The 19441-nt window shown below is 59.7% G+C and carries 15 protein-coding genes; 5 read left to right on the plus strand and 10 right to left on the minus strand.

All coding sequences use genetic code 11. The annotated features are described in order from the left end of the window. Window positions 1-3 precede the first annotated feature (3 nt). From GOX21_RS13865 to GOX21_RS13895, 7 genes are all read right to left on the minus strand, one after another. Window positions 4-1134, minus strand: coding sequence for an ABC transporter substrate-binding protein (locus GOX21_RS13865; RefSeq protein ID WP_254428557.1), 1131 nt, complete (start codon window positions 1132-1134; stop codon window positions 4-6). A gap of 110 nt (window positions 1135-1244) precedes the next feature. Further along, window positions 1245-2876 carry an AMP-binding protein gene (locus tag GOX21_RS13870; protein ID WP_170377958.1) on the minus strand — a complete coding sequence of 544 codons (1632 nt, stop codon included), beginning with the start codon at window positions 2874-2876 and terminating at the stop codon, window positions 1245-1247. Next, window positions 2876-4027: an acyl-CoA dehydrogenase family protein gene (locus GOX21_RS13875; protein WP_170377960.1), complete on the minus strand. Its 1152-nt coding sequence runs from the start codon at window positions 4025-4027 to the stop codon at window positions 2876-2878. The genes GOX21_RS13870 and GOX21_RS13875 overlap by 1 nt, the downstream gene beginning before the upstream one ends. Continuing rightward, complete coding sequence (locus tag GOX21_RS13880) at window positions 4027-4827, minus strand: enoyl-CoA hydratase family protein (protein ID WP_170350926.1); 801 nt, start codon at window positions 4825-4827, stop codon at window positions 4027-4029. Before GOX21_RS13880 ends, GOX21_RS13875 begins: the two co-directional genes overlap by 1 nt. Then, window positions 4817-5284, minus strand: coding sequence for a MarR family winged helix-turn-helix transcriptional regulator (locus GOX21_RS13885; RefSeq protein WP_170350925.1), 468 nt, complete (start codon window positions 5282-5284; stop codon window positions 4817-4819). The genes GOX21_RS13880 and GOX21_RS13885 overlap by 11 nt, the downstream gene beginning before the upstream one ends. Next, complete coding sequence (locus GOX21_RS13890; RefSeq protein ID WP_170377962.1) at window positions 5281-6012, minus strand: SDR family NAD(P)-dependent oxidoreductase; 732 nt, start codon at window positions 6010-6012, stop codon at window positions 5281-5283. Before GOX21_RS13890 ends, GOX21_RS13885 begins: the two co-directional genes overlap by 4 nt. After that, a complete protein-coding gene (locus GOX21_RS13895; protein WP_170378162.1) occupies window positions 6009-8303 on the minus strand; it encodes a bifunctional salicylyl-CoA 5-hydroxylase/oxidoreductase in 2295 nt (764 codons plus the stop codon). The genes GOX21_RS13890 and GOX21_RS13895 overlap by 4 nt, the downstream gene beginning before the upstream one ends. A 141-nt stretch (window positions 8304-8444) precedes the next feature. Here GOX21_RS13895 and GOX21_RS13900 point away from each other — a divergent pair, with 141 nt between their 5' ends. Then, the gene (locus GOX21_RS13900) at window positions 8445-10397 is read left to right on the plus strand and encodes a 3-hydroxyacyl-CoA dehydrogenase NAD-binding domain-containing protein (RefSeq protein WP_170377964.1); all 1953 of its coding nucleotides are present in this window, start codon (window positions 8445-8447) and stop codon (window positions 10395-10397) included. A gap of 15 nt (window positions 10398-10412) precedes the next feature. Here the strand turns inward: GOX21_RS13900 and GOX21_RS13905 are convergent, their stop codons facing one another. From GOX21_RS13905 to GOX21_RS13915, 3 genes are read right to left on the minus strand one after another with little or no spacing between them, the layout of a single operon-like run. Next, the gene (locus GOX21_RS13905; RefSeq protein WP_170377966.1) at window positions 10413-11135 is read right to left on the minus strand and encodes an MbnP family protein; all 723 of its coding nucleotides are present in this window, start codon (window positions 11133-11135) and stop codon (window positions 10413-10415) included. Next, window positions 11135-12253 (minus strand): cytochrome-c peroxidase, encoded by a 1119-nt coding sequence (locus tag GOX21_RS13910; RefSeq protein ID WP_170377968.1) that lies wholly within the window; start codon window positions 12251-12253, stop codon window positions 11135-11137. The genes GOX21_RS13905 and GOX21_RS13910 overlap by 1 nt, the downstream gene beginning before the upstream one ends. A 19-nt stretch (window positions 12254-12272) precedes the next feature. Then, window positions 12273-13571, minus strand: a complete 1299-nt coding sequence (locus tag GOX21_RS13915) for a hypothetical protein (protein ID WP_170377969.1) — start codon at window positions 13569-13571, stop codon at window positions 12273-12275. A gap of 306 nt (window positions 13572-13877) precedes the next feature. Between GOX21_RS13915 and GOX21_RS13920 the strand changes: the two genes are divergently transcribed. Genes GOX21_RS13920 through GOX21_RS13935 form a run of 4 tightly spaced genes read left to right on the plus strand, consistent with a single transcriptional unit; the run spans window position 13878 to window position 19439 of the window. Further along, window positions 13878-15977: a hydantoinase/oxoprolinase family protein gene (locus GOX21_RS13920; protein ID WP_170377971.1), complete on the plus strand. Its 2100-nt coding sequence runs from the start codon at window positions 13878-13880 to the stop codon at window positions 15975-15977. After that, on the plus strand, window positions 15974-17623 hold the full coding sequence (locus GOX21_RS13925) for a hydantoinase B/oxoprolinase family protein (protein WP_170377973.1): 1650 nt from the start codon (window positions 15974-15976) through the stop codon (window positions 17621-17623). The genes GOX21_RS13920 and GOX21_RS13925 overlap by 4 nt, the downstream gene beginning before the upstream one ends. Next, complete coding sequence (locus GOX21_RS13930) at window positions 17620-18702, plus strand: pyridoxal phosphate-dependent aminotransferase (RefSeq protein WP_170377975.1); 1083 nt, start codon at window positions 17620-17622, stop codon at window positions 18700-18702. Before GOX21_RS13925 ends, GOX21_RS13930 begins: the two co-directional genes overlap by 4 nt. Continuing rightward, on the plus strand, window positions 18699-19439 hold the full coding sequence (locus tag GOX21_RS13935; protein ID WP_170350916.1) for a maleate cis-trans isomerase family protein: 741 nt from the start codon (window positions 18699-18701) through the stop codon (window positions 19437-19439). The genes GOX21_RS13930 and GOX21_RS13935 overlap by 4 nt, the downstream gene beginning before the upstream one ends. The last annotated feature ends 2 nt before the right edge of the window (window positions 19440-19441 follow it).

Genomic DNA, 19441 nt, shown 5'->3' on the forward strand with positions numbered 1-19441 from the left:
CAGTTACATTTTGCACTCGGCCGCATAAGCGTCAGAGTGGTTTTCCAGCGCAACGCCGAGGATCTTGTTGGTGAATACATCACCTTCCTTGATCACTTCACGCGCATAGATGGTCTGAACTGGATGATGGTTCGGGCCAAAGCTGAAATCACCGCGGGTACTGTCGAACTCAGCGGCCCGCAGCGCCTCACGGAAAGCATCGGCATCTGACGGGTCGGCCTTGTCCAGCGCCGACAGCAGCAAATTGGCGGTGTCGAACCCCTGGCTGGCATAAAGCGAAGGCAAACGTCCATATTCCGCCTGAAAGCTTTCCACAAACGCCGCGTTGGTTGGGTTGTCGATGTCCTTGTTCCACTGTGACGTGTTCACCACCCCCATTGCCGCATCACCAACCGCCTGCAGGATGCCCTGATCAAAGCTGAAGGCCGGACCGACCACGGGCAGGTCGATCCCACTGTCGGCATATTGCTTGAGGAAGGAAATCCCCATACCGCCCGGCAGGAAGAAGAACACGCTATCCGCATCGCTGGCTCGGATCTGAGCAATCTCGGCGGCATAGTCGGTCTGTCCCAGTTCGGTATAAATTTCACCGGCCAGATCACCTTCGAAGAACCGTTTGTAGCCTGTCAGAGCATCCACACCAGCCGGATAGTTTGGGGCCAAGATAAAGCTGTTCTTGTAGCCTGCACCGTTGGCATAGGCCCCGGCGGCCTCGTGCAGGTTGTCGTTCTGCCAGGCGACGTTGAAATAGTTCTGATGGCAACCTTTCCCGGCCAAGGGAGACGGGCCCGCATTGGGCGACAAATAGAACACATTCTGGTTCACAGCCGCAGGCACAACCGCCATGGCAAGGTTGGACCAGATGATACCGGTCATCACATCGACCCGTTCGGATTGGATCATCTTGTCCGACAACTGCACGGCGATGTCGGGCTTGCGCTGGTCGTCTTCGATTACAACCTCAATATCGTCGCGGCCCGATTGCGCGATGGCCAGCATGAACCCGTCCCGCACATCGATGCCCAACCCGGCCCCGCCGCCAGACAGCGTGGTGATCATCCCGACCTTGACCTCGGCCACCGCACCGGTGGCGCACAGCGCGGAAACCGCAGCGGCCGCTAGAAACTTTTTCATCTTCATCTCCCTTCGTTGGTCTTTCGAACGCGCCTTTTGCCAATCTTCCCCGCGTTCAGCCTATGCCCCTGACAGGGCGTTCTTTTTTGTTATGCCGCTATTCACACTGATCACGCCCCGTTCGTCGAGGGGGATTTCAACCTGAACCGCTGAATTTTTCCCGTCGCAGTCTTTGGCAACGCGTCGCAGAACCGGATCGAGCGTGGGTATTTGTAGGGCGCAATGACGGATTTGACGTGTGTCTGCAGCGCCTCGCGCAGGGTATCCTCTGCCACAGCACCTTCGGTCAACACGACATGCGCCTCGACAATTTCGCCCCGATCCGGGTCTGGGGCACCGATCACGGCGCATTCCAGCACGGCCTCGTGCGCCAGCAGCGCGGCTTCGACCTCGGGGCCTGCGATATTGTACCCGGCCGAGACGATCATATCGTCATTGCGTGCCGCGAAATGGAAATAGCCGCCCTCGTCCTGATAGAAACTGTCGCCGGTGATGTTCCAGCCGTCGTGAACATAATCCTTTTGACGATCATCATTCAGATATCGGCAGCCGGTCGGGCCTCGCACCGCCAACCGGCCGATGTCACCCGTTTTGGCCTCGGTCCCGTCGCGGTTCAAAACCTTCGCTTCGTACCCTTTGACCGGCCTTCCGGTGCAAGCGGGCCGGTGATCGTCGAACCGGTTTGAGATGAAGATATGCAGCAATTCCGTGGCCCCGATGCCATCGAGCATCGGCTTGCCTGTACGTGCAATCCAGTCGTCATAGACAGGTTTGGGCAACGTCTCGCCCGCCGAAACGGCCGCGCGCAGGCTGGACAGATCGGCCCCGTCCTCCATCGCTTGCAACATGACCCGATAGGCGGTTGGAGCTGTGAAACAGACGGTGGCTTTATACTTCTCGATGATCTCGATCATACCGGAGGGAGAGGCTTGTTCCAGCAAGGTCGCCGTTGCCCCAAATCGCAGTGGAAACACCGCCAGTCCACCCAGCCCGAAAGTGAATGCCAGTGGAGGGGACCCGACAAAGACGTCCTCAGGCTGCACGTTCAGAACCTCGCGCGCATAACCATCGGCGATGATCATCAGATCGCGGTGAAAGTGCATCGTGGCCTTGGGCTCTCCGGTCGAACCTGAGGTGAATCCCAGAAGGGCAACGTCATCGCGACCCGTTTGCACGCATTCGAACTGAACCGGTTTTTCCAGCGCCAGACGATCAAGTTCGGCATCGTGGTTTGAGGTGCCGTCGAACCCCACGACGCGCTCTAGGAACCGGCTATCCTGTGCGCAGGTTTCCATTTCCTCCATCAAACGTGTGTCGCAGAGGGCGAACTGGATCTCGGCCTTGTCCACATGTTTGGTCAACTCTCCCGCCCGCAGCATGGGCATGGTGTTGACGACTACGGCCCCAGCCTTGGTCGCGGCCAGCCAGCAGGCCACCATGGCCGGGTTATTTGCCGAACGGATTAACACCCGGTTACCGGGCTGTACCCCCAGATCTTCGACCAGCACGTGCGCCAGACGGTTGGTCCAGTCGGTCAGCTCTTTATAGGTCCTCTGCCGCCCGTTTCCGATCAGCGCGATATTGTCGCCAAACCCCTTGTCCACCATCGCATCGGTCAGCTCATACGCAGCATTTAGAAAGTCGGGATAGTCGAACCCGTCCAACAGAAAATCTGGCCACTGCTCCTCGGACGGCAAGCTATCGCGGCTGAACGTATCGATATGTGCGGACGGTCCCAACATCACTTCCCCTCCCTATGCGCGGCCATTGCCTGACGGGCGATGACCACTTTCTGAACGTCCGAGGCACCCTCGTAGATGCGCAACGCCCGGATTTCACGGTACAGCGCCTCGACCGGCATGCCCGATCGGACACCATCACCGCCGAACAGCTGTACCGCCTTGTCGATGACCTGCTGCGCGTGGTCGGTGGCAAAAAGCTTGGCCATTGCGGCCTCACGTGTGATCCGTGGTGCCCCACTGTCTTTGGTCCAGGCGGCGCGGTAGACCAGCAGCGCCGCCGCATCGACGTCCAGCGCCATATCGGCGATGTGACCTTGCACCATCTGCAGATCGAACAGCGGCGCGCCTTGCACATGCCGGGTACTGACCCGCGTCAACGCTTCATCCAACGCGCGCCGGGCGAACCCCAACGCCGCGGCCGCCACAGTCGAGCGAAACACATCCAGCACCGACATGGCGATCTTAAACCCGGCACCGGGCGCGCCGATCATCGCCGACTCTGGGATACGCGTATCAGAAAACCGCAGTGTCGCCAGCGGATGCGGAGCGATGGTGTGCAGCTGTTCGGCAACCTCAAACCCCGGCAAGTCGGGTGTTACCACAAAGGCGGACAATCCCTTAGCACCCGGCGCCTCGCCCGAGCGGGCGAACAGTGTGTAGACATCGGCAAGGCCCCCGTTCGATATCCAAGTCTTTTCGCCGTTCAGAACATAGTGATCGCCATCTCGTATTGCGGTCATAGTAGAATTCGCCACATCCGATCCTGACTGTGGCTCGGTCAGCGCAAAGGCTGAAATCGCCTGCCCGCTGCGCGTTTTTGGCAACCATTCGGCCTTTTGCTGGGGTGAGCCGAACAGGGAAATCGCACCGGTGCCAAGGCCCTGCATGGCAAAGGAAAAATCAGCTAACCCATCATACCGGGCAAGGATTTCCCGGGTCAGACACAAAGTCCGCACATCCAACTGGCCGTCTTCATCCGCAGTTGGCTGCAGCAGCCCCGCCGCGCCCAAGTCACGCACCAGCGCGCGGCAGGCGGCATCCGTGTCCGCGTGGTCGACCTTTAGCTCCTGCACGACCTCTTCGACTCGCGCGGCCCAGTTGCGGTGGCGTGGCTCAAAAAATGGCCATGACAGGAAGCTGCGATCTGCCATCAATCCCCCTCGAACTCTGGTTTTTCTTTGGCGACAAAGGCGTTGTAGGCACGCTCAAAATCGCCGGACTGCATGCAGATGGCCTGCGCTTGTGCCTCGGCTTCGATGGCCTGTTCGATCGACATGGACCATTCCTGCGCCAACATGGTTTTGGTCATCATATGCGCGAAATTCGGCCCCGCAGAGATACGCCGGGCCATGTTCTGCGCCGCGCCCTCAAGCTGATCCGCCTCGACCACGCTGTTGTAGAACCCCCAGCCAAGCCCCTCCTCGGCGCTCATAGACCGCCCGGTATAGAGCAGCTCTGCCGCCCGCCCCTGCCCGATGATACGGGGCAAGATGGCACAGGCTCCCATGTCACAACCAGCCAGCCCAACCCGTGTGAACAGAAAGGCGCATTTCGCCTGTGGTGTGGCGATACGCAGATCGGATGCCATGGCGATGATCGCTCCAGCCCCAACGCAGATACCGTCCACCGCCGCAATCACCGGCTTACCGCAATTCACCATCGCCTTGACCAGATCGCCGGTCATGCGGGTAAAGGCCAACAACTCTTTCATATTCATGCGGGTCAGCGGGCCGATGATGTCATGCACATCGCCACCCGAGCTGAAATTGCCACTATTCGACGCAAAGACCACGGCGTCCACATCATCGACATAGACCAGATCGCGAAACCAGTCGCGCAGCTCGGCATAGCTGTCGAAGGTCAGCGGGTTTTTCCGCTCAGGCCGGTCCAAGCTGACCGTGGCAACGCGGTCCTGCACCTCACACTGGAAATGTTTGACGTCACGGATCATTAGGCTCCTCCGGCAGGCTGAATTCGGTGGTGAGCGTCCTTGCATCCTCGGCCGAGAATTGGCCCAGCATATCGGCGATCCATGCCTCATGCGCAGCAGCCTGGCGGGCGAATTCCGCGCGGCCCTTTTGAGTCATACACACACGATGGGCGCGGCGGTCTCCGGGCACCGGCACCCGCACCAGCAGGCCATCGTCAGCCAGCCGGTCCACGATCCCGGTCACGTTGCCATTGGAGACGCGCAGCACGCCGGAAATCTCGCTCATTTTCAGGCCGCCCTCAAAGCGCGAGAGCGCTGCCATCACGTCGAACCGGGGCAAGGTCGTGTCGAACTCGGCCCGGAAATTCTCACGCAGTTTAGCCTCGATACCTCGGGTGGTTTTCAACAGTCGCAACCACAGGCGTAGCCGTTCTTTCGAGGCATCCTCAAGCGGGGGGTGTGCAAGAGTCGGGGTCATATTTCACCTCCCGAAAGGCTGAGCGTGTGTCCGTTCACGGATTTCGCAGCGTCCGAGCACAGCCATTTCACTGCGCTGGCGACCTCATCCGTTTCGATAAACCGGCGTTGGGGGTTGCCCCGGTGAAGCGAGGCGGCGGCGTCCTCTGCGCTCATCCCCGTTTTTTCGACGATGGTTTCGATCGAACGTTCCAGCATCGGCGTGTCTACAAAACCGGGGCAAACGGCGTTGACGGTGATCCCGGTCGGGGCCAGTTCAACTGCCAGCGCGCGGGTAAGGCCGATAACCCCGTGTTTCGCGGCGCAATAGCCAGAGACGTAAGGATAGCCTTTCAATCCCGCTGTCGAGGCGATGGCGACCAGACGCCCAGCGCCCGCCGTCTGCATGTCTGCCAGCCCGGCCTGCCAGACGTTGAATACACCGATCAAGTTGACCTCGGTCATGCCACGCAGGTCATCCGCCGTCATTTTGACAAACGGCACCGAATGCGCCGCGCCTGCGTTGGCGATGACCGCCGTGACCGGGCCGCGTTGGGCGCGGGCGGACTCGAAAGCGGCCTGTACTTGCACCGTGTCGGTCACATCGCAGACTTCGAAAGGTAGGCCCTGCTGTTGCAAGGTAGCCTCGGTCCGACCTAAAAGAGTGATCGCCACGCCATCCTCAGCAAACGTCTTCGCAATCGCTGCACCGACCCCGGTGCCACCGCCTGATATGACTACGTGACTCATACCTTACCTGCCATTTCTGCGTCGCGGTCGGCCAGTCGCCAGGCCTGATCGCGCCCGGCCTCATAGGGTTTTGGCCAGATCTCCTGCCGGTCGCCCAGCGCCGTGGCTGCGTGCAAGGTCCAATAGGGGTCGTACAGATGCGGTCTGGCCAGACAGACCAGATCAGCGCGCCCGGCCATCAAGATCGAATTGACGTGGTCGGCCTCGTAGATATTGCCAACTGCCATTGTCTTGATGCCACGTTCATTGCGGATACGGTCCGAGAATGGGGTCTGGAACATCCGCCCATAAACCGGCTGCGCCTGTGTCGAGGTTTGGCCTGCGGACACATCCACGATATCCGCCCCCGCCGCATCGAACATCGCCGCGATCTCAACGGCCTCTTCCGGTGTGATGCCGTTTTCACCCGCCCAGTCACTGGCCGATATACGCACTGCCATCGGCTTGGCCTCGGGCCAGACCGCGCGCATGGCCGCGAACACCTCAAGCGGATAGCGCATGCGGTTTTCCAGACTGCCGCCATAGTCGTCGTCGCGCGTGTTCGACAGCGGTGAGATGAAGGAAGAGATCAGATACCCATGCGCCGCGTGCAGTTCTATCATGTCGAACCCGGCGCGATCAGCCATTTGGGCAGCTGCTGCGAACTCAGCCATGACGCGATCCATATCCCACCGATCCATCGCTTTGGGTATGGCGTTGTCGTCTGACCACGCAATGGCCGAGGCGGAAATCAGGGACCAGTTGCCTTCCTCCAACGGCTGATCCATGCCCTCCCACCCGATGCGCGTCGATCCTTTGCGCCCGGCATGACCGATCTGGCAGCAAATCTTGGCGTCGGTCTCGGTGTGGACGAAATCGGTCAGGCGGCGCCATGCCGCCTCATGCTCGGGCGCATACAGACCGGGACAACCTGGCGAGATGCGACCATCGGCACTGACACAAGTCATCTCGGTATAGACCAGCCCTGCCCCGCCCTTGGCGCGCTCGCCATAGTGGATCAGATGCCAGTCGGTCGGGCAGCCAGCCACAGCCTTGTACTGTGCCATGGGTGAGACCACGATCCGGTTCTTCAACTCCATCCCACGCAGGCGGAATGGCGCAAACATGGGCGCGCGGGCGGGAGCGTTGATCCCGACCCCCGCTTGCGCCATGAACCAGGCCTCGGCCCGGCCCAGCCACCCGGCATCGCGTTCGCGCAGGTTTTCATGGCTGATCCGTTGCGACCGGGTCAGCATGGAATAGTTCAGCTGCACGGAATCCAGATCCAGATAGCGTTCAACATCCTCGAACCACTCAACCGAGTTCCGCGCCGCCGATTGCAGTCGCAGTACTTCGAGCCGCCGTTCGTCTTCATAACGGGCAAAGGCAGCCTCAAGCGTGTCTTCGCTGTGGATATACTCGGCCAGCGCAATCGCGCTTTCCAACGCCAATTTGGTTCCCGACCCGATCGAGAAATGCGCCGTAGCCGCAGCATCCCCCAGCAAAACGACGTTGTCGTGGCTCCATTTCTCACACAGCACGCGCGGAAACCGCAGCCAGGCTGAGCCACGGATATGGTTGGCATTGGTCATCAGAGCATGCCCGCCCAGATGATCCTTGAAGATGTCTTGGCAAACGGCAATCGAGTCCTGCTGGCTCATCTTGTCAAAGCCATAGGCATCGAATGTCTCTTGTGTGCATTCGACAATGAAAGTCGCGGTGTCTGGATCGAATTGATAGGCATGGGCCCAAACCCAGCCCTTATCGGTCTTCTCGAAGATAAAGGTAAAGGCGTCGTCGAATTTCTGGTGCGTTCCCAGCCACACAAACTGACACAGGCGCTGGTCGATATCCGGTTTGAACACATCCGAAAACTCGGCGCGGGTTTTCGAATTCAGCCCGTCCGACGCAATGACGACGTCATAGTTGGCCATATAGTCCAAGGCGGATGCAGCCTCGGTTTCGAACCGCATCTTCACATCCAATTCGCGGGCGCGGGCCTGCAGGATCAGCAACAGCTGCTTGCGCCCGATGCCGCAGAACCCATGCCCGCCAGACACAGTGCGCTGGCCTTTGTGAACCAGCGCCACATCGTCCCAATAGGCAAACTGTTCCCGAATTCTCTCAGCGCTGATCGGATCGTTGACCGCCAGATTGTCCAACGTTTCATCGGACAGAACGACGCCCCAGCCAAAGGTGTCATCGGGTCGGTTGCGCTCGATCACCTCAACCTCGGCCGCCGGATTTCGAAGCTTCATCGAAATCCCGAAATAAAGACCCGCCGGTCCGCCGCCAAGGCAAGCAATGCGCATCGCTAAACTTCCCTTCATCCGTCTGAATACCTTAAACGCTAGACCGAGTCGCTGATCCCTTCAAGTTAAAATATTTTATGCTTGAAGTTTTTTTGCGAGAAGTTACGCTTTCAATTATTCTCCAAAACGTCGGGTGGCTGGATGGTGGTGCGTGTCGAAACAAAGGACGATTTGGCGGTTGTGACGATCGACAACCCGCCTGTGAACGCAGCCAGTCAGGCAGTGCGCGCGGGGCTGTTGGCAGCCATTGCCGAGACCGAAGCGAACACCTCTGCCAAGGCCGTCATACTGTGCGCTGAAGGTCGGACATTCACTGCTGGTGCGGATGTACGCGAGTTTGACAAGCCGCCAATGGAACCCCACCTGCCGGACGTCATCCAGGCAATTGAAGACACAACAAAACCCTGGGTCGCGGCACTGCACGGTTCTGTCCTTGGCGGTGGACTTGAGATCGCGCTTGGGTGCAGTCACCGCGTGGCGCTGCGCAGCACCAGGTTTGGCCTGCCCGAGGTAACGCTGGGCCTGATCCCTGGCGCGGGCGGCACCGTTCGACTACCGCGCCTGATCGACCCGCTTGAGGCGCTGAACATGGTGACCAGCGGTAAGCCGATCTCTGCTACGGCGGCGCTGAACCTAGGTCTGATTGACGATATCGCCGACGGTGACCTGATGGCCTGTGCCAGTGCGCTGGCCCGGTCGGCCGCAAACGCTCGGCCTAGAACTGCATTGCGGAACCGGAACGCCAAACCAGTTATAGACCCAATAGCTTGGGAAGCAGCAAAGACCCGCATCATCACAAAAGCGCGCGGCGCACATGCGCCTGTCGCAGCAGCAAGGGCCGTGCAAACCGCGCTCGATCTGCCCGCGGATCAAGCTCTGTTTCAAGAGCGTGAGACGTTTTTGACCCTGAAATCCGACCCGCAAAGCGCGGCCTTGCGATACATCTTCTTTGCTGAAAGATCAGCGTCTAAACTGTCCGAACTGAAGGACATTGAACCCCATCCGCTCACAAGCATCGGCGTGATTGGTGGAGGCACCATGGGAGCCGGAATCGCCGCCGCCTGCTTGTTGGCAGGGCTGCCAGTGACCTTGGCTGAACGGGACGAAGCTGCCCGTGCAGCCGGGCAAGATCGCATCACAGCCATCCTAGACAACAGCAGAAAGCGCGGCCTGATTGACCAAGGCAAGCAGGAGGCTCTGACCGCCGCTTTATCAACCACGACCACATTCGAGGCTCTGATCGAAACCGATCTGATCATCGAGGCTGTATTCGAGGACATGGAGCTGAAAGCGCAGGTTTTTCAGGAGCTTGATAAGCATATCCGGCGCGACGCCATTCTAGCCAGCAACACGTCTTATCTGAATATCAGCGCCATGGCCGCCCAAACCAGACACCCCGAACGTGTGATCGGCCTGCACTTTTTCTCACCCGCCCACATCATGAAACTGGTTGAGGTCATCATCCCAGACAGTGCCGCCCTATCCGTTGTGGCCACAGGGTTTGCGCTGTCGCGTAAGCTTGGAAAGATCGCCGTGCCCTCCGGTGTATGTGACGGGTTTATCGGCAACCGCATCATGTCTGCCTATCGACGTGAATGCGAATACATGGTCGAAGACGGCGCCCTGCCTTGGGACGTTGATCGGGCGATGCGCGACTTTGGCTTTCCCATGGGGGTGTTTGAAATGCAGGACCTTGCGGGCCTCGACATCAGATGGGCCAAGCGCAAAAGCCAAGCTGCGAACCGCGACCCCGCCCAACGCTATGTTCACATTGCCGACAAGCTGTGTGAGGCGGGACGTTTCGGGCGCAAGGCTAGCCAAGGTTGGTACGATTACGCGGACGACAAAGCGACCCCATCGCAATGGGTGGAAAACCTTGTTCTCGCGGAATCCGCGCGCAAGAAGATCGCGCGCACTCCGATATCCGACACCGAGATCGTCCAGCGCATTCTGTCCACCATGCAGGCCGAGGCGCAGGCATTATTGACGGAAGGCATAGCGCGCCGCCCCGATGATATCGACGTGGTCATGGTCAACGGGTATGGCTTTCCACGCTGGCGCGGCGGCCCGATGTTCCTGAAACACCACCCTTAGGTGGATTGAACCCCCTCAGAAACTCGGCGCGATCATGTTGGCATAGTTGTTGGCCAGCACCTCGGCATCAGTGCGGTTGAACTTGACCGAGGGCAGCGCCTGCATGTCGATCTGTGCCGCATTGTCGAATAGTTTCGCCAGATCGACGGTCAGATGAACCTCTTGCTTTCCGTCTGCCAAAACCACTGCCGGAACTGAAAACTCGACCTCGCGCGCGTTCTCGGAAAACCCCACGTGATAGACCAGGGGGGACACGTCCCCACCCACTTGCAGCGCCCCTTCGAATACGACAAATTTGTACCCGACCTCCCAATTCCAGGCCATCTGACTGTTGGGGTCTAGGTCCCCGCGCACCTCAATCGAGCTGTTCGCAGCCGGGTCGACACCGATCAAGAACCGCACAGTTTCAATCGATGGCAATGGCACGGCAGGCAAGGTGATCGAATGCGCGCTGTCCGCATTGTCAAAGCGCAGCAAATGATAACTTTCGGGTTCGGCATAGGTCTCATCCCCGTGCCCGAAAGACAGGTTGCTGAGGTAGAACCTGAAGTCGCGAATCCTGAACTGACCCTGCCCGCCCGGATTATCATAGATGAATTGATCATAGATCAGAGGCTCATCCCCCATCTGGGCGTGGAATGTCAGCGTGATCGGCGTGGCTTTGTTTTGCCTCGGGTTCAGCACGAACCACCCCGCGATCAGGACCACCAAGGCTGAAATTACAATGATCGGACGCATCACGACCCTCCCTCGAACGGGTTGGAAAACTGCGGGTTGGTCAGAAATGCCTCATCCGTCAGAGTGTGCAGGAAGGCGATGATGGCCTGGATTTCATCGGGCGTCATACGCAGGCCCACCGTTTCCTGCCCCGCCTCGGGCGCGTTGTCGGCCTCAAGGATCAACGGGCTGAGTGTATCGCTGACCACGATACCATCGTTGTAATGGTCCATTACATCCTCCAGCGTGTCGAACCGACCGTCATGCATGTAGGGAGCTGTGACGGCGATGTTGCGCAGGGTCGGAACCTTGAAAAACCCCTTATGCACCGGGTTGCCCGTCACCGCCATCAGACCGTCGGGCAAGGTCTCATCCGGATCCAGCCCGTTGTTGGAAAACCCGTCCAGCGCATCGCGAAAGCCCGAGGTCAGGAACTGACTGTGGCAATCGATGCAATTGCCGCCCCGCAGGGACACCTTGGTATCGGGATGCGCCATGAACAGCTTGCGCCCATGTTCTTCCTGCGCGGTCAGCCGGACCTCACCCCGTAGGTATTGATCGTATTTCGAGTTTGACGAGATCAAAAGCCGCATGAAAGTCGCCAGCGCCTTGGCTGTATTTTCAGGCGTGACCGCACCATAGGCCTGACGAAACATCTTGCGATAAGACCCTGAGGCCTGAAGCTCCTCCATCAGCGCATCGATATCCTGCCCCATCTCATCCGGATGTTGGATCGGCATCAAAGCCTGCTCTTCCAACGAGGTCGCACGGCCGTTCCAGAAAAACCTCTCCTGCCCCCAAAGCAAATTGGCGAGGCTCATCGAACTAAAGTCCAGCTCACCCCCGGACAATGTCGGCGACTTTGCCAGCCCATCGGTAAACGCCAATTCCTGCACGTGACAGGTTGCGCAGGACACCTCATTGTTGCCCGACAGGATGGGGTCATAGAACAGGTGCCGGCCCAACGTGAACGCCTCTTGCGTCAGCGGGTTGTCGGGCGGAACGGCAAACCGCCCGAACACAAAAGGGGCTGAGAAGTCGGCAATGGGCGTTGCCGTCAGGCCGCGCATCCGATCCCAGACCATCCAACCAGCCACCGCAATCCCTGCGGCGGCCAGGATCAACACAACCCAACGCATTCCGCCCCCCCAACGGCCGTCAGTGGTGGTGAACAAACCCCGAGCCGAACAGTCCTTCGAGGTTATCCACTCCCTTGTTGTAACGCTCTTTGAAATCAATCGTGGCCAGACGCTCTCCGGTCTCCAGATCATGAACCGAGATCGTATGGCTGGCCAGATCGGCAATGAAATCCACATCGGTCGGATCATCTTCAGCCCCGTTGCCCAGATTCAGCAGATTGTTCTGAACGGCAATCAAATCGCGCCCCGAAGCCGAGGTGAAAAAGATCATATGATGCGCCCCCGGATCGGCGACGATATCCGGCCCGCTGGGCACCAGCTCGGGCAACGCGGCCAATTCATAGCGTTTCACCACACCCGGCAGGGCATGCGAGATGAACAGCTCATCCTCGGTGCCGTAGAATTCCAGAGGTACAGCCGTTTCATTGGCAACACCGCTATAGATCACTTCGGCCTCACCAAAACTTTTGGAACTGGCGTCATAAGGTACTTTCCACGTCTCGAACCCGAACATTGTATTGGCCAGAATGGCCGGTTCGATATCTGGATGGATGCCCGGGCGGGCAAACAGCACCTCGACCGGAGAGGACGGAAAGTCCAGCGGCTTTTCTTTCTCAACCAAGATGTTTTCAATGGGCTCCAGCGCGTTCAGATCAATGATCGTCAGCATGTTGCCAACACCGGTGGCCAGATCCGGATGCACGGTCGACGTCACGACCATGCGGTCCTCAAAAGCCGAGATACCATGCGGATACATGATATAGGGCGCGCCTTCGCCCACCTGGCTTTTGCGGGCTTCGATCACTTTTACGACCTCATTCGTCTGTGGATCAAAAACGCCCACCGAACCGCCATCATCGCCGCCGGTTCCGCCCATGAAGGTCACGAACATGTATTCCTGACCGTTCGAATTGGCCCACATGATGTCTTCACCCACCATCTGTCCCTGCGTATCCAGACAGGTGAAGCCCGAAATCACCGGCGCACCGCCCGCATCGCGGGCCAACCCGACCTCGGCCAGGCTGCACGAGGGATCAAGCCCCGTGGCATAGAGCCTGCCATTCGGGCTGTAATACAGATGGTGCAAGGGATGCTCCATCTCAGGCTGTTCTACTTCGCTGAGGATTTCTCCGAACCGATCCGACTCCGGGTCCAGCTCAATGATTGCGATACTGTGACTCGTATCCAGCGTCGGCAGCCCGCGCAGCAGCACCATGCCCTGGCTTTCCTCGCGGTCCTGCGACAATGCGGGCGACAGACCTGCCAGTATCAGGCCCGCACCGATCAGAACACTACGTGTAGTATGGCTGAATTTCATAACTTCCCCCCCTGAGATGAAATTTAGGAATACTTGTGAATAAGATGCACCTTACCCGACGTCATATCACAATACTGGAATGGAACCAAATTCATGGGGGCCGAAAGATTTGTTGACGGATGGGGCATTCCTCACTCAATGTTCTAGGCATCAGAGGATAAGGAACCGAAGCTGTGACAGCCACCCTTCGACAACCGATGATGCGTCGCGACACCGGGTGCGATCTGGTCGTCTAACCCGCGGGGACAGACCGTTATCATCTGACCCGACTTCGGGTTTGTTCCACCTTTTCAGGCTGATACCCAAATGATCCAACCAGATGGATTGCGCATGGCAATCGATATCGGCGGTACGTTTACTGATACCGTCCTGCTGAACAGCGCATCGCAGGTGGTGGCAACCACCAAAACTCCCACCACTCCACATCGCCCCGCCCTTGGTGCCGTTGCGGGTGCCACGCATGTGCTTGAAGCCGCTGGTGCCGATTGGCATCGGGTAACCGGGTTCATTCATGGCACCACGCTGGCCACCAACGCGTTGATCGAACGACGCGGGGCCACGACCGCCACCATCACCACGCGTGGGTTCCGGGATATCCTCGAAATCGCTTATGAGCGGCGCTACAGCCAATATGCGATTGATTTGGTCAAACCCGACCTGATCGTGCCGCGCACCCATTCGCTGACCATCGGTGGGCGCATGGACGTCAACGGGCAGGAACTGGAACCGTTGGACGCGGCGGCCATCGCGCCTTTGGTGGACGAACTGACGGCGCTTGAGGTCGAGGCCGTCGCCATCTGCCTGCTGCACGCCTATGCCAACCCTGCACATGAACTGGCCCTGCGCGATCTGCTGGCGCTGCATATGCCCGATTTGGTCATCTCACTCAGCCACGAGGTCAGCCCCGAAGCGCGCGAGTTCGACCGGCTGTGTACCACCATTGCCAATGCCTACGTGCAGCCGCTCATGGCCGGATATCTGCAGGATTTTGAGGCGCGCTTTCGGCAGATGGGATTAACCTGCCCGATCCTGATGATGACGGCAGGCGGCGGCATGACCACGCTCGACACCGCTGCCCGGCTACCGATCCGTCTGGTCGAATCCGGCCCCGCCGGTGGCGCCGTTCTCGCCGCCCGCATCGCCGAGGCCACTGGAGAGGCGGACGTGCTGTCCTTTGACATGGGCGGCACCACGGCCAAGCTGTGCCTGATCGACGAGTACCGCCCTCAGACCGCGCGCAAGTTCGAAATCTCGCGGGCTGAACGCTTTATCAAAGGCTCAGGCATGCCGGTTCGGATACCTGTGATCGAGATGATCGAAATCGGCGCTGGGGGCGGTTCCATCGCCAGCGTCGACCGTCTGGGCCGCATTCAGGTCGGCCCCCATAGCGCGGGATCAGACCCCGGCCCGGCAGCCTTTGGAAAGGGCGGGGAAAACCCCACCGTCACCGATGCCGATCTGACGCTGGGTCTGATCGAGCCTGGGCGTTTTGCCGAAGGACGGCTGCAGATCGATCAGAGCGCAGCGCAACAGGCGATGGCGAAAGATGTGGGCGACCCTTTGAGCCTTAACCCCGATCAGGCCGCCTTTGCGGTCAGTGAGATTGTCGACGAAAGCATGGCCAGCGCAGGTCGTATGCACGCGGTCGAATCCGGCAAGGACCTTGGCAATCGGCTTATGATCGCGTTTGGCGGCAACGGTCCACTGCACGCCACCCGTGTGGCCCGTCGCGCCCAGATGCGGCGCGTACTGATCCCGCGTGATCCGGGCGTCGGGTCGGCCGTCGGGTTCCTGTTTGCACCAGTCTCTTATGAGGTCATCCGGTCACGCTATGCCCGATTGGACAGTCTGGATATCGACGGGTTGAACCAGTTCTTCGACAGTATGCAGGCCGAAGCGGAACAGGTTGTCCGCGCCGGTGCGCCCGACGGCGAATTGCTGCAACGCCGGATCGCCTATATGCGATATCACGGGCAAGGGCATGAGATCGAAATCAGCCTGCCGGATCGGGCTATGGCCGCCTCAGACCTCGACGCGCTAAGGCAAGCTTTTGAGACGGAATACAGCCGACAATTCAGCCGTATCGTGCCCGGCATGACCATCGAGATTCTGAACTGGGGACTGTCCGTTTCATCGCCAGCACCTACACATGAGCCGTATCTTGGAAACCCGGGTCATCGGCAGGCGGAAACGACCGAACAGCGCCAGATCCTGTGCGACATTACCGGGGAATGGCGCTCTGCAGGCGTCTACAGCCGCACCGACCTGACGCCGGGATCAACGCTCAGCGGTCCGGCGCTGATTGTCGAGGCACAAACGACCACATTTGTTAGCGCAGATTTCGGCGCAACCGTGGATGGCCAGGGCAATATCTGGCTGACGCGGCAAGAGGAGGCACAGGGATGATCCAATCAGATACACGCCTGCAAGTGATGTGGAACCGACTTCAGGCCGTGGTCGAGGAACAGGGGCAGACGCTGATCCGCGCCGCCTTCAGTCCGATCGTGCGCGAATGCGGCGATATCTCGGCCGGGATATTCGACATGCAGGGTCGGATGCTGGCACAAGCTGTCACCGGCACGCCGGGACATATCAACACCATGGCTGAGGCGGTCAAAACCCTGCGCGCCAGATTTGCCCAGACCGATATGAAACCCGGCGACATCTATATGACCAACGATCCTTGGATCGCCTCGGGTCACCTGAACGACTTTTTGCTGATGATGCCCGTGTTCCACGGCGATACCGTCATCGGCTATACGGCCTGTACCTCGCATCTGGTCGACCTCGGCGGGTTGGGCATGGGACCGGAAGGGTCGGATATCTATGACGAAGGGCTGCTGATCCCGCCCTGCAAACTGGTCGGCCAAGGCGAGGTCAACGCGCTGGTGCTTGAGATCGTCAAAGCCAACTCTCGCGAGCCCATCGCCAACGAGGGCGACATTTATGCCCTGATCGCCTGTTGCGAGGCCGGGTCAACAAGGCTGGTTCAGATGATGCAGGAATTTGGCATCACCGACCTGAGCGCGCTGTCCGAATACATCATCGAAACGTCACGTCGCGGCACGTTAGAGGCCATCGCCGGCCTGCCCAAGGGCACATGGCAACACGTGCTGAAAGTAGATGGTTACGACGAAGAGATCGAGCTGCACGCAGCGCTGACCATCGCCGATGATCACCTGTTGCTGGACTTCGACGGCACAGCGGCATGTGTGAGTAAAGGGATCAACGTGCCACTGAACTATGCAACCGCCTATTCCGTCTTTGCCCTGCGTTGCATCATCGAGGCGGATATCCCGAACAATGCGGGTTCGCTCGATCCGTTTCGGGTGACGGGCCCCGAGGGTTGTATCCTGAACGCGCAACCTCCGGCACCGGTGGCGATGCGGCATACGTTGGGGCAGATGACCCCCGACCTGGTCTATGGCTGCCTGTCGCAGGCCCTGCCTGAAAAGGTTCCGGCCGAGGGGGCATCATGCATGTACGATCTGCCCCTGCGCCACGCGCCTGAAGCGATCGACCGGGGCGATGACCAGTTTGCGTTGGAATTGGTGTTCAATGGCGGCACAGGCGCACGCCCCGGTCTGGACGGTCTGTCGGCAACGGCCTTTCCCAGCGGCGTTTGGGGCAGTCAGGTCGAAACCACCGAGGCGGTTGCCCCTGTGCTGTTTCACCGTCGTGAACTGCGGCCCGATTCCGGTGGCGCCGGGCGTCTGCGCGGCGGTCTGGGGCAGCATATCGAACTCAGCGCGTCCAAGGATCAGGATTTGATGCTGTTCCTGTCGGTCGAGCGGATCAAGAACCCTGCCAACGGCCGAGAAGGTGGGTTGGACGGCGCGCCCGGTCGCATCACCGTGATGCCGGAAAACCGCCAACTGCCGGGCAAAGGTGAGGTTCGGATCAAGGCCGGTGAAACGCTGATCTTTGAAACTCCGGGTGGGGGTGGCTTTGGCCTGCCCGAGGAACGCCCGGAGGAGGCGGTGCAAAGCGACGTCCGCGCGGGTCTTGTCAGCGAGGCGATGGCCCAAACCCAGTATCGGAGGCAAACATGACCCAACCTCACCCGCATATTGCGTGCATGTCCCCCTATGCGCTGGCCAACCTTGACGCGCCCGAGGGCAAAACCCTGATCTCGCTGTCGCAAAATGAAAGCCTGCGCCCGCCCAGCCCCAAGGCGACCGAGGCGGCAGCGCAGGCGTTGGGCAGCTCGATGCTCTATCCCGATCCGGACTGGACGGACCTGCGGCACGCACTGGCCGAACTGCACGGAATAGATCCCGATGGTATTTTGTGCGGCAACGGATCGCTCGACCTGATCGGTTGCCTTGCGCGCGTGTTCGCAGGGCCAGACCGGGCGGTGCTGGCGCCCGCCCATGCCTATCCGTTCTTTCAAACGGCGGCGCAGGTGACAAACGCGCGGTTCGACCCTGCCGCCGAAGTAGATGCCGTCGTCAGTGTCGACGCCATGCTTGCCGCGGTCCAACCGGATACCGGGATCGTCTTTGTCGCAAACCCCGGCAACCCGACCGGCACGCGCATTCCGAAAGCCGAACTTGTCCGCCTGCGTCAGGGCCTGCGGCCTGACATCCTGTTGGTGATCGATGAAGCGTATGGCGAATTTTCTGATCACCTAGGCGAGCGGTTTTTCGATCTGGTTCAGGGCGGCAATACGGTCGTTTTACGCACGTTTTCAAAAGCATACGGCATGGCGGGGTTTCGCGTCGGGTGGGGTCTGTTCCCACCTGCCATCGCCAGCGAGTTGCGTAAAGTGATGAACCCGAACAACGTCCCGGCCAGCGCCCAAATAGCTGCCGCGGCAGCCGTGCGGGACGATGCCTATATGCGCGAAACCTGCGCGATCACCGCAAGCTTGCGGGATCAGGCAACGGCCCAGTTGAAACAGGCCGGGTTCGCGCCTTATCCCAGTTTCACCAACTTTGTGCTGCTCAACATGGGCAGCACCGAAGCCGCAGCAAGCGCGGATCAAAGGTTGCGGTCCGAGGGCGTATTCCTGCGCCCGCAAGGCGGCGCGGGCCTGCCTCATACCCTGCGCATGACCGTCGGTCCGCAGGCGGCGATTGTCAAAGCGATAGAAATCCTGACGCAATGGAAACAGGAGGGACAGATATGACAGCGTCCAGAGGGCGGGCCCGGTTCGGCCTGCTGGTGCCCTTCACCAACACCAATTTTGAGCCTGACCTGGCCCTGATGTCCCCTGCAGGCGTTTCACTACACGTAGCCCGATTGGGTGGGTATGACGAGGACGAAATTCCCGACGAATCCCAGATGCACGATCTAGGGGCCGCCGACTTGGATGAGCCTTTGCGCCTGTTGATGGGAACCAAGCCGGACGTTGTCTTTTATGGATGCACCTCGGCCACGCTGACTCATGGCCCCGAGTTCGACCGAGATCTGGCCAACCGGATCAGCGCCGATAGCGGGGCCAAGACGGTGACCGCAGCGGGGGCGTTGGTGCATGCGTTGTCCACCTTGGGGGCCAAGCGTATCGGTTTCGCCTCGCCCTATGTTCCGGCGATCAACGACATGGCGATTGCTTTTCTGGGCAAGCTGGGGGTGGACTCGATCCAACGCTCGGAAGTGTCTGAACCGCTTGGCAATGAAGGCCAGGGGGCGTTAGAGCCGGATGCCGTATTCGAACTGGGCCGCGGGGCTGATCACCCCGAGGCCGACGCGCTGGTTCTGTCCTGCACCGACATGCGCAGCGTCGAGGTCATAGCCCGGCTGGAAGACGCGGTTGGGAAACCGGTGATCAGCTCGAACCAGGCGATGCTGTTTCAGGCGTTGCAACTGTTGAATATCGATGAACCCATCCCCGGGTACGGACAGCTATTGGAACGCGAAAGGTGATC

Source organism: Ruegeria atlantica, from assembly GCF_013032005.1.
Lineage (GTDB): Bacteria > Pseudomonadota > Alphaproteobacteria > Rhodobacterales > Rhodobacteraceae > Ruegeria > Ruegeria atlantica_A.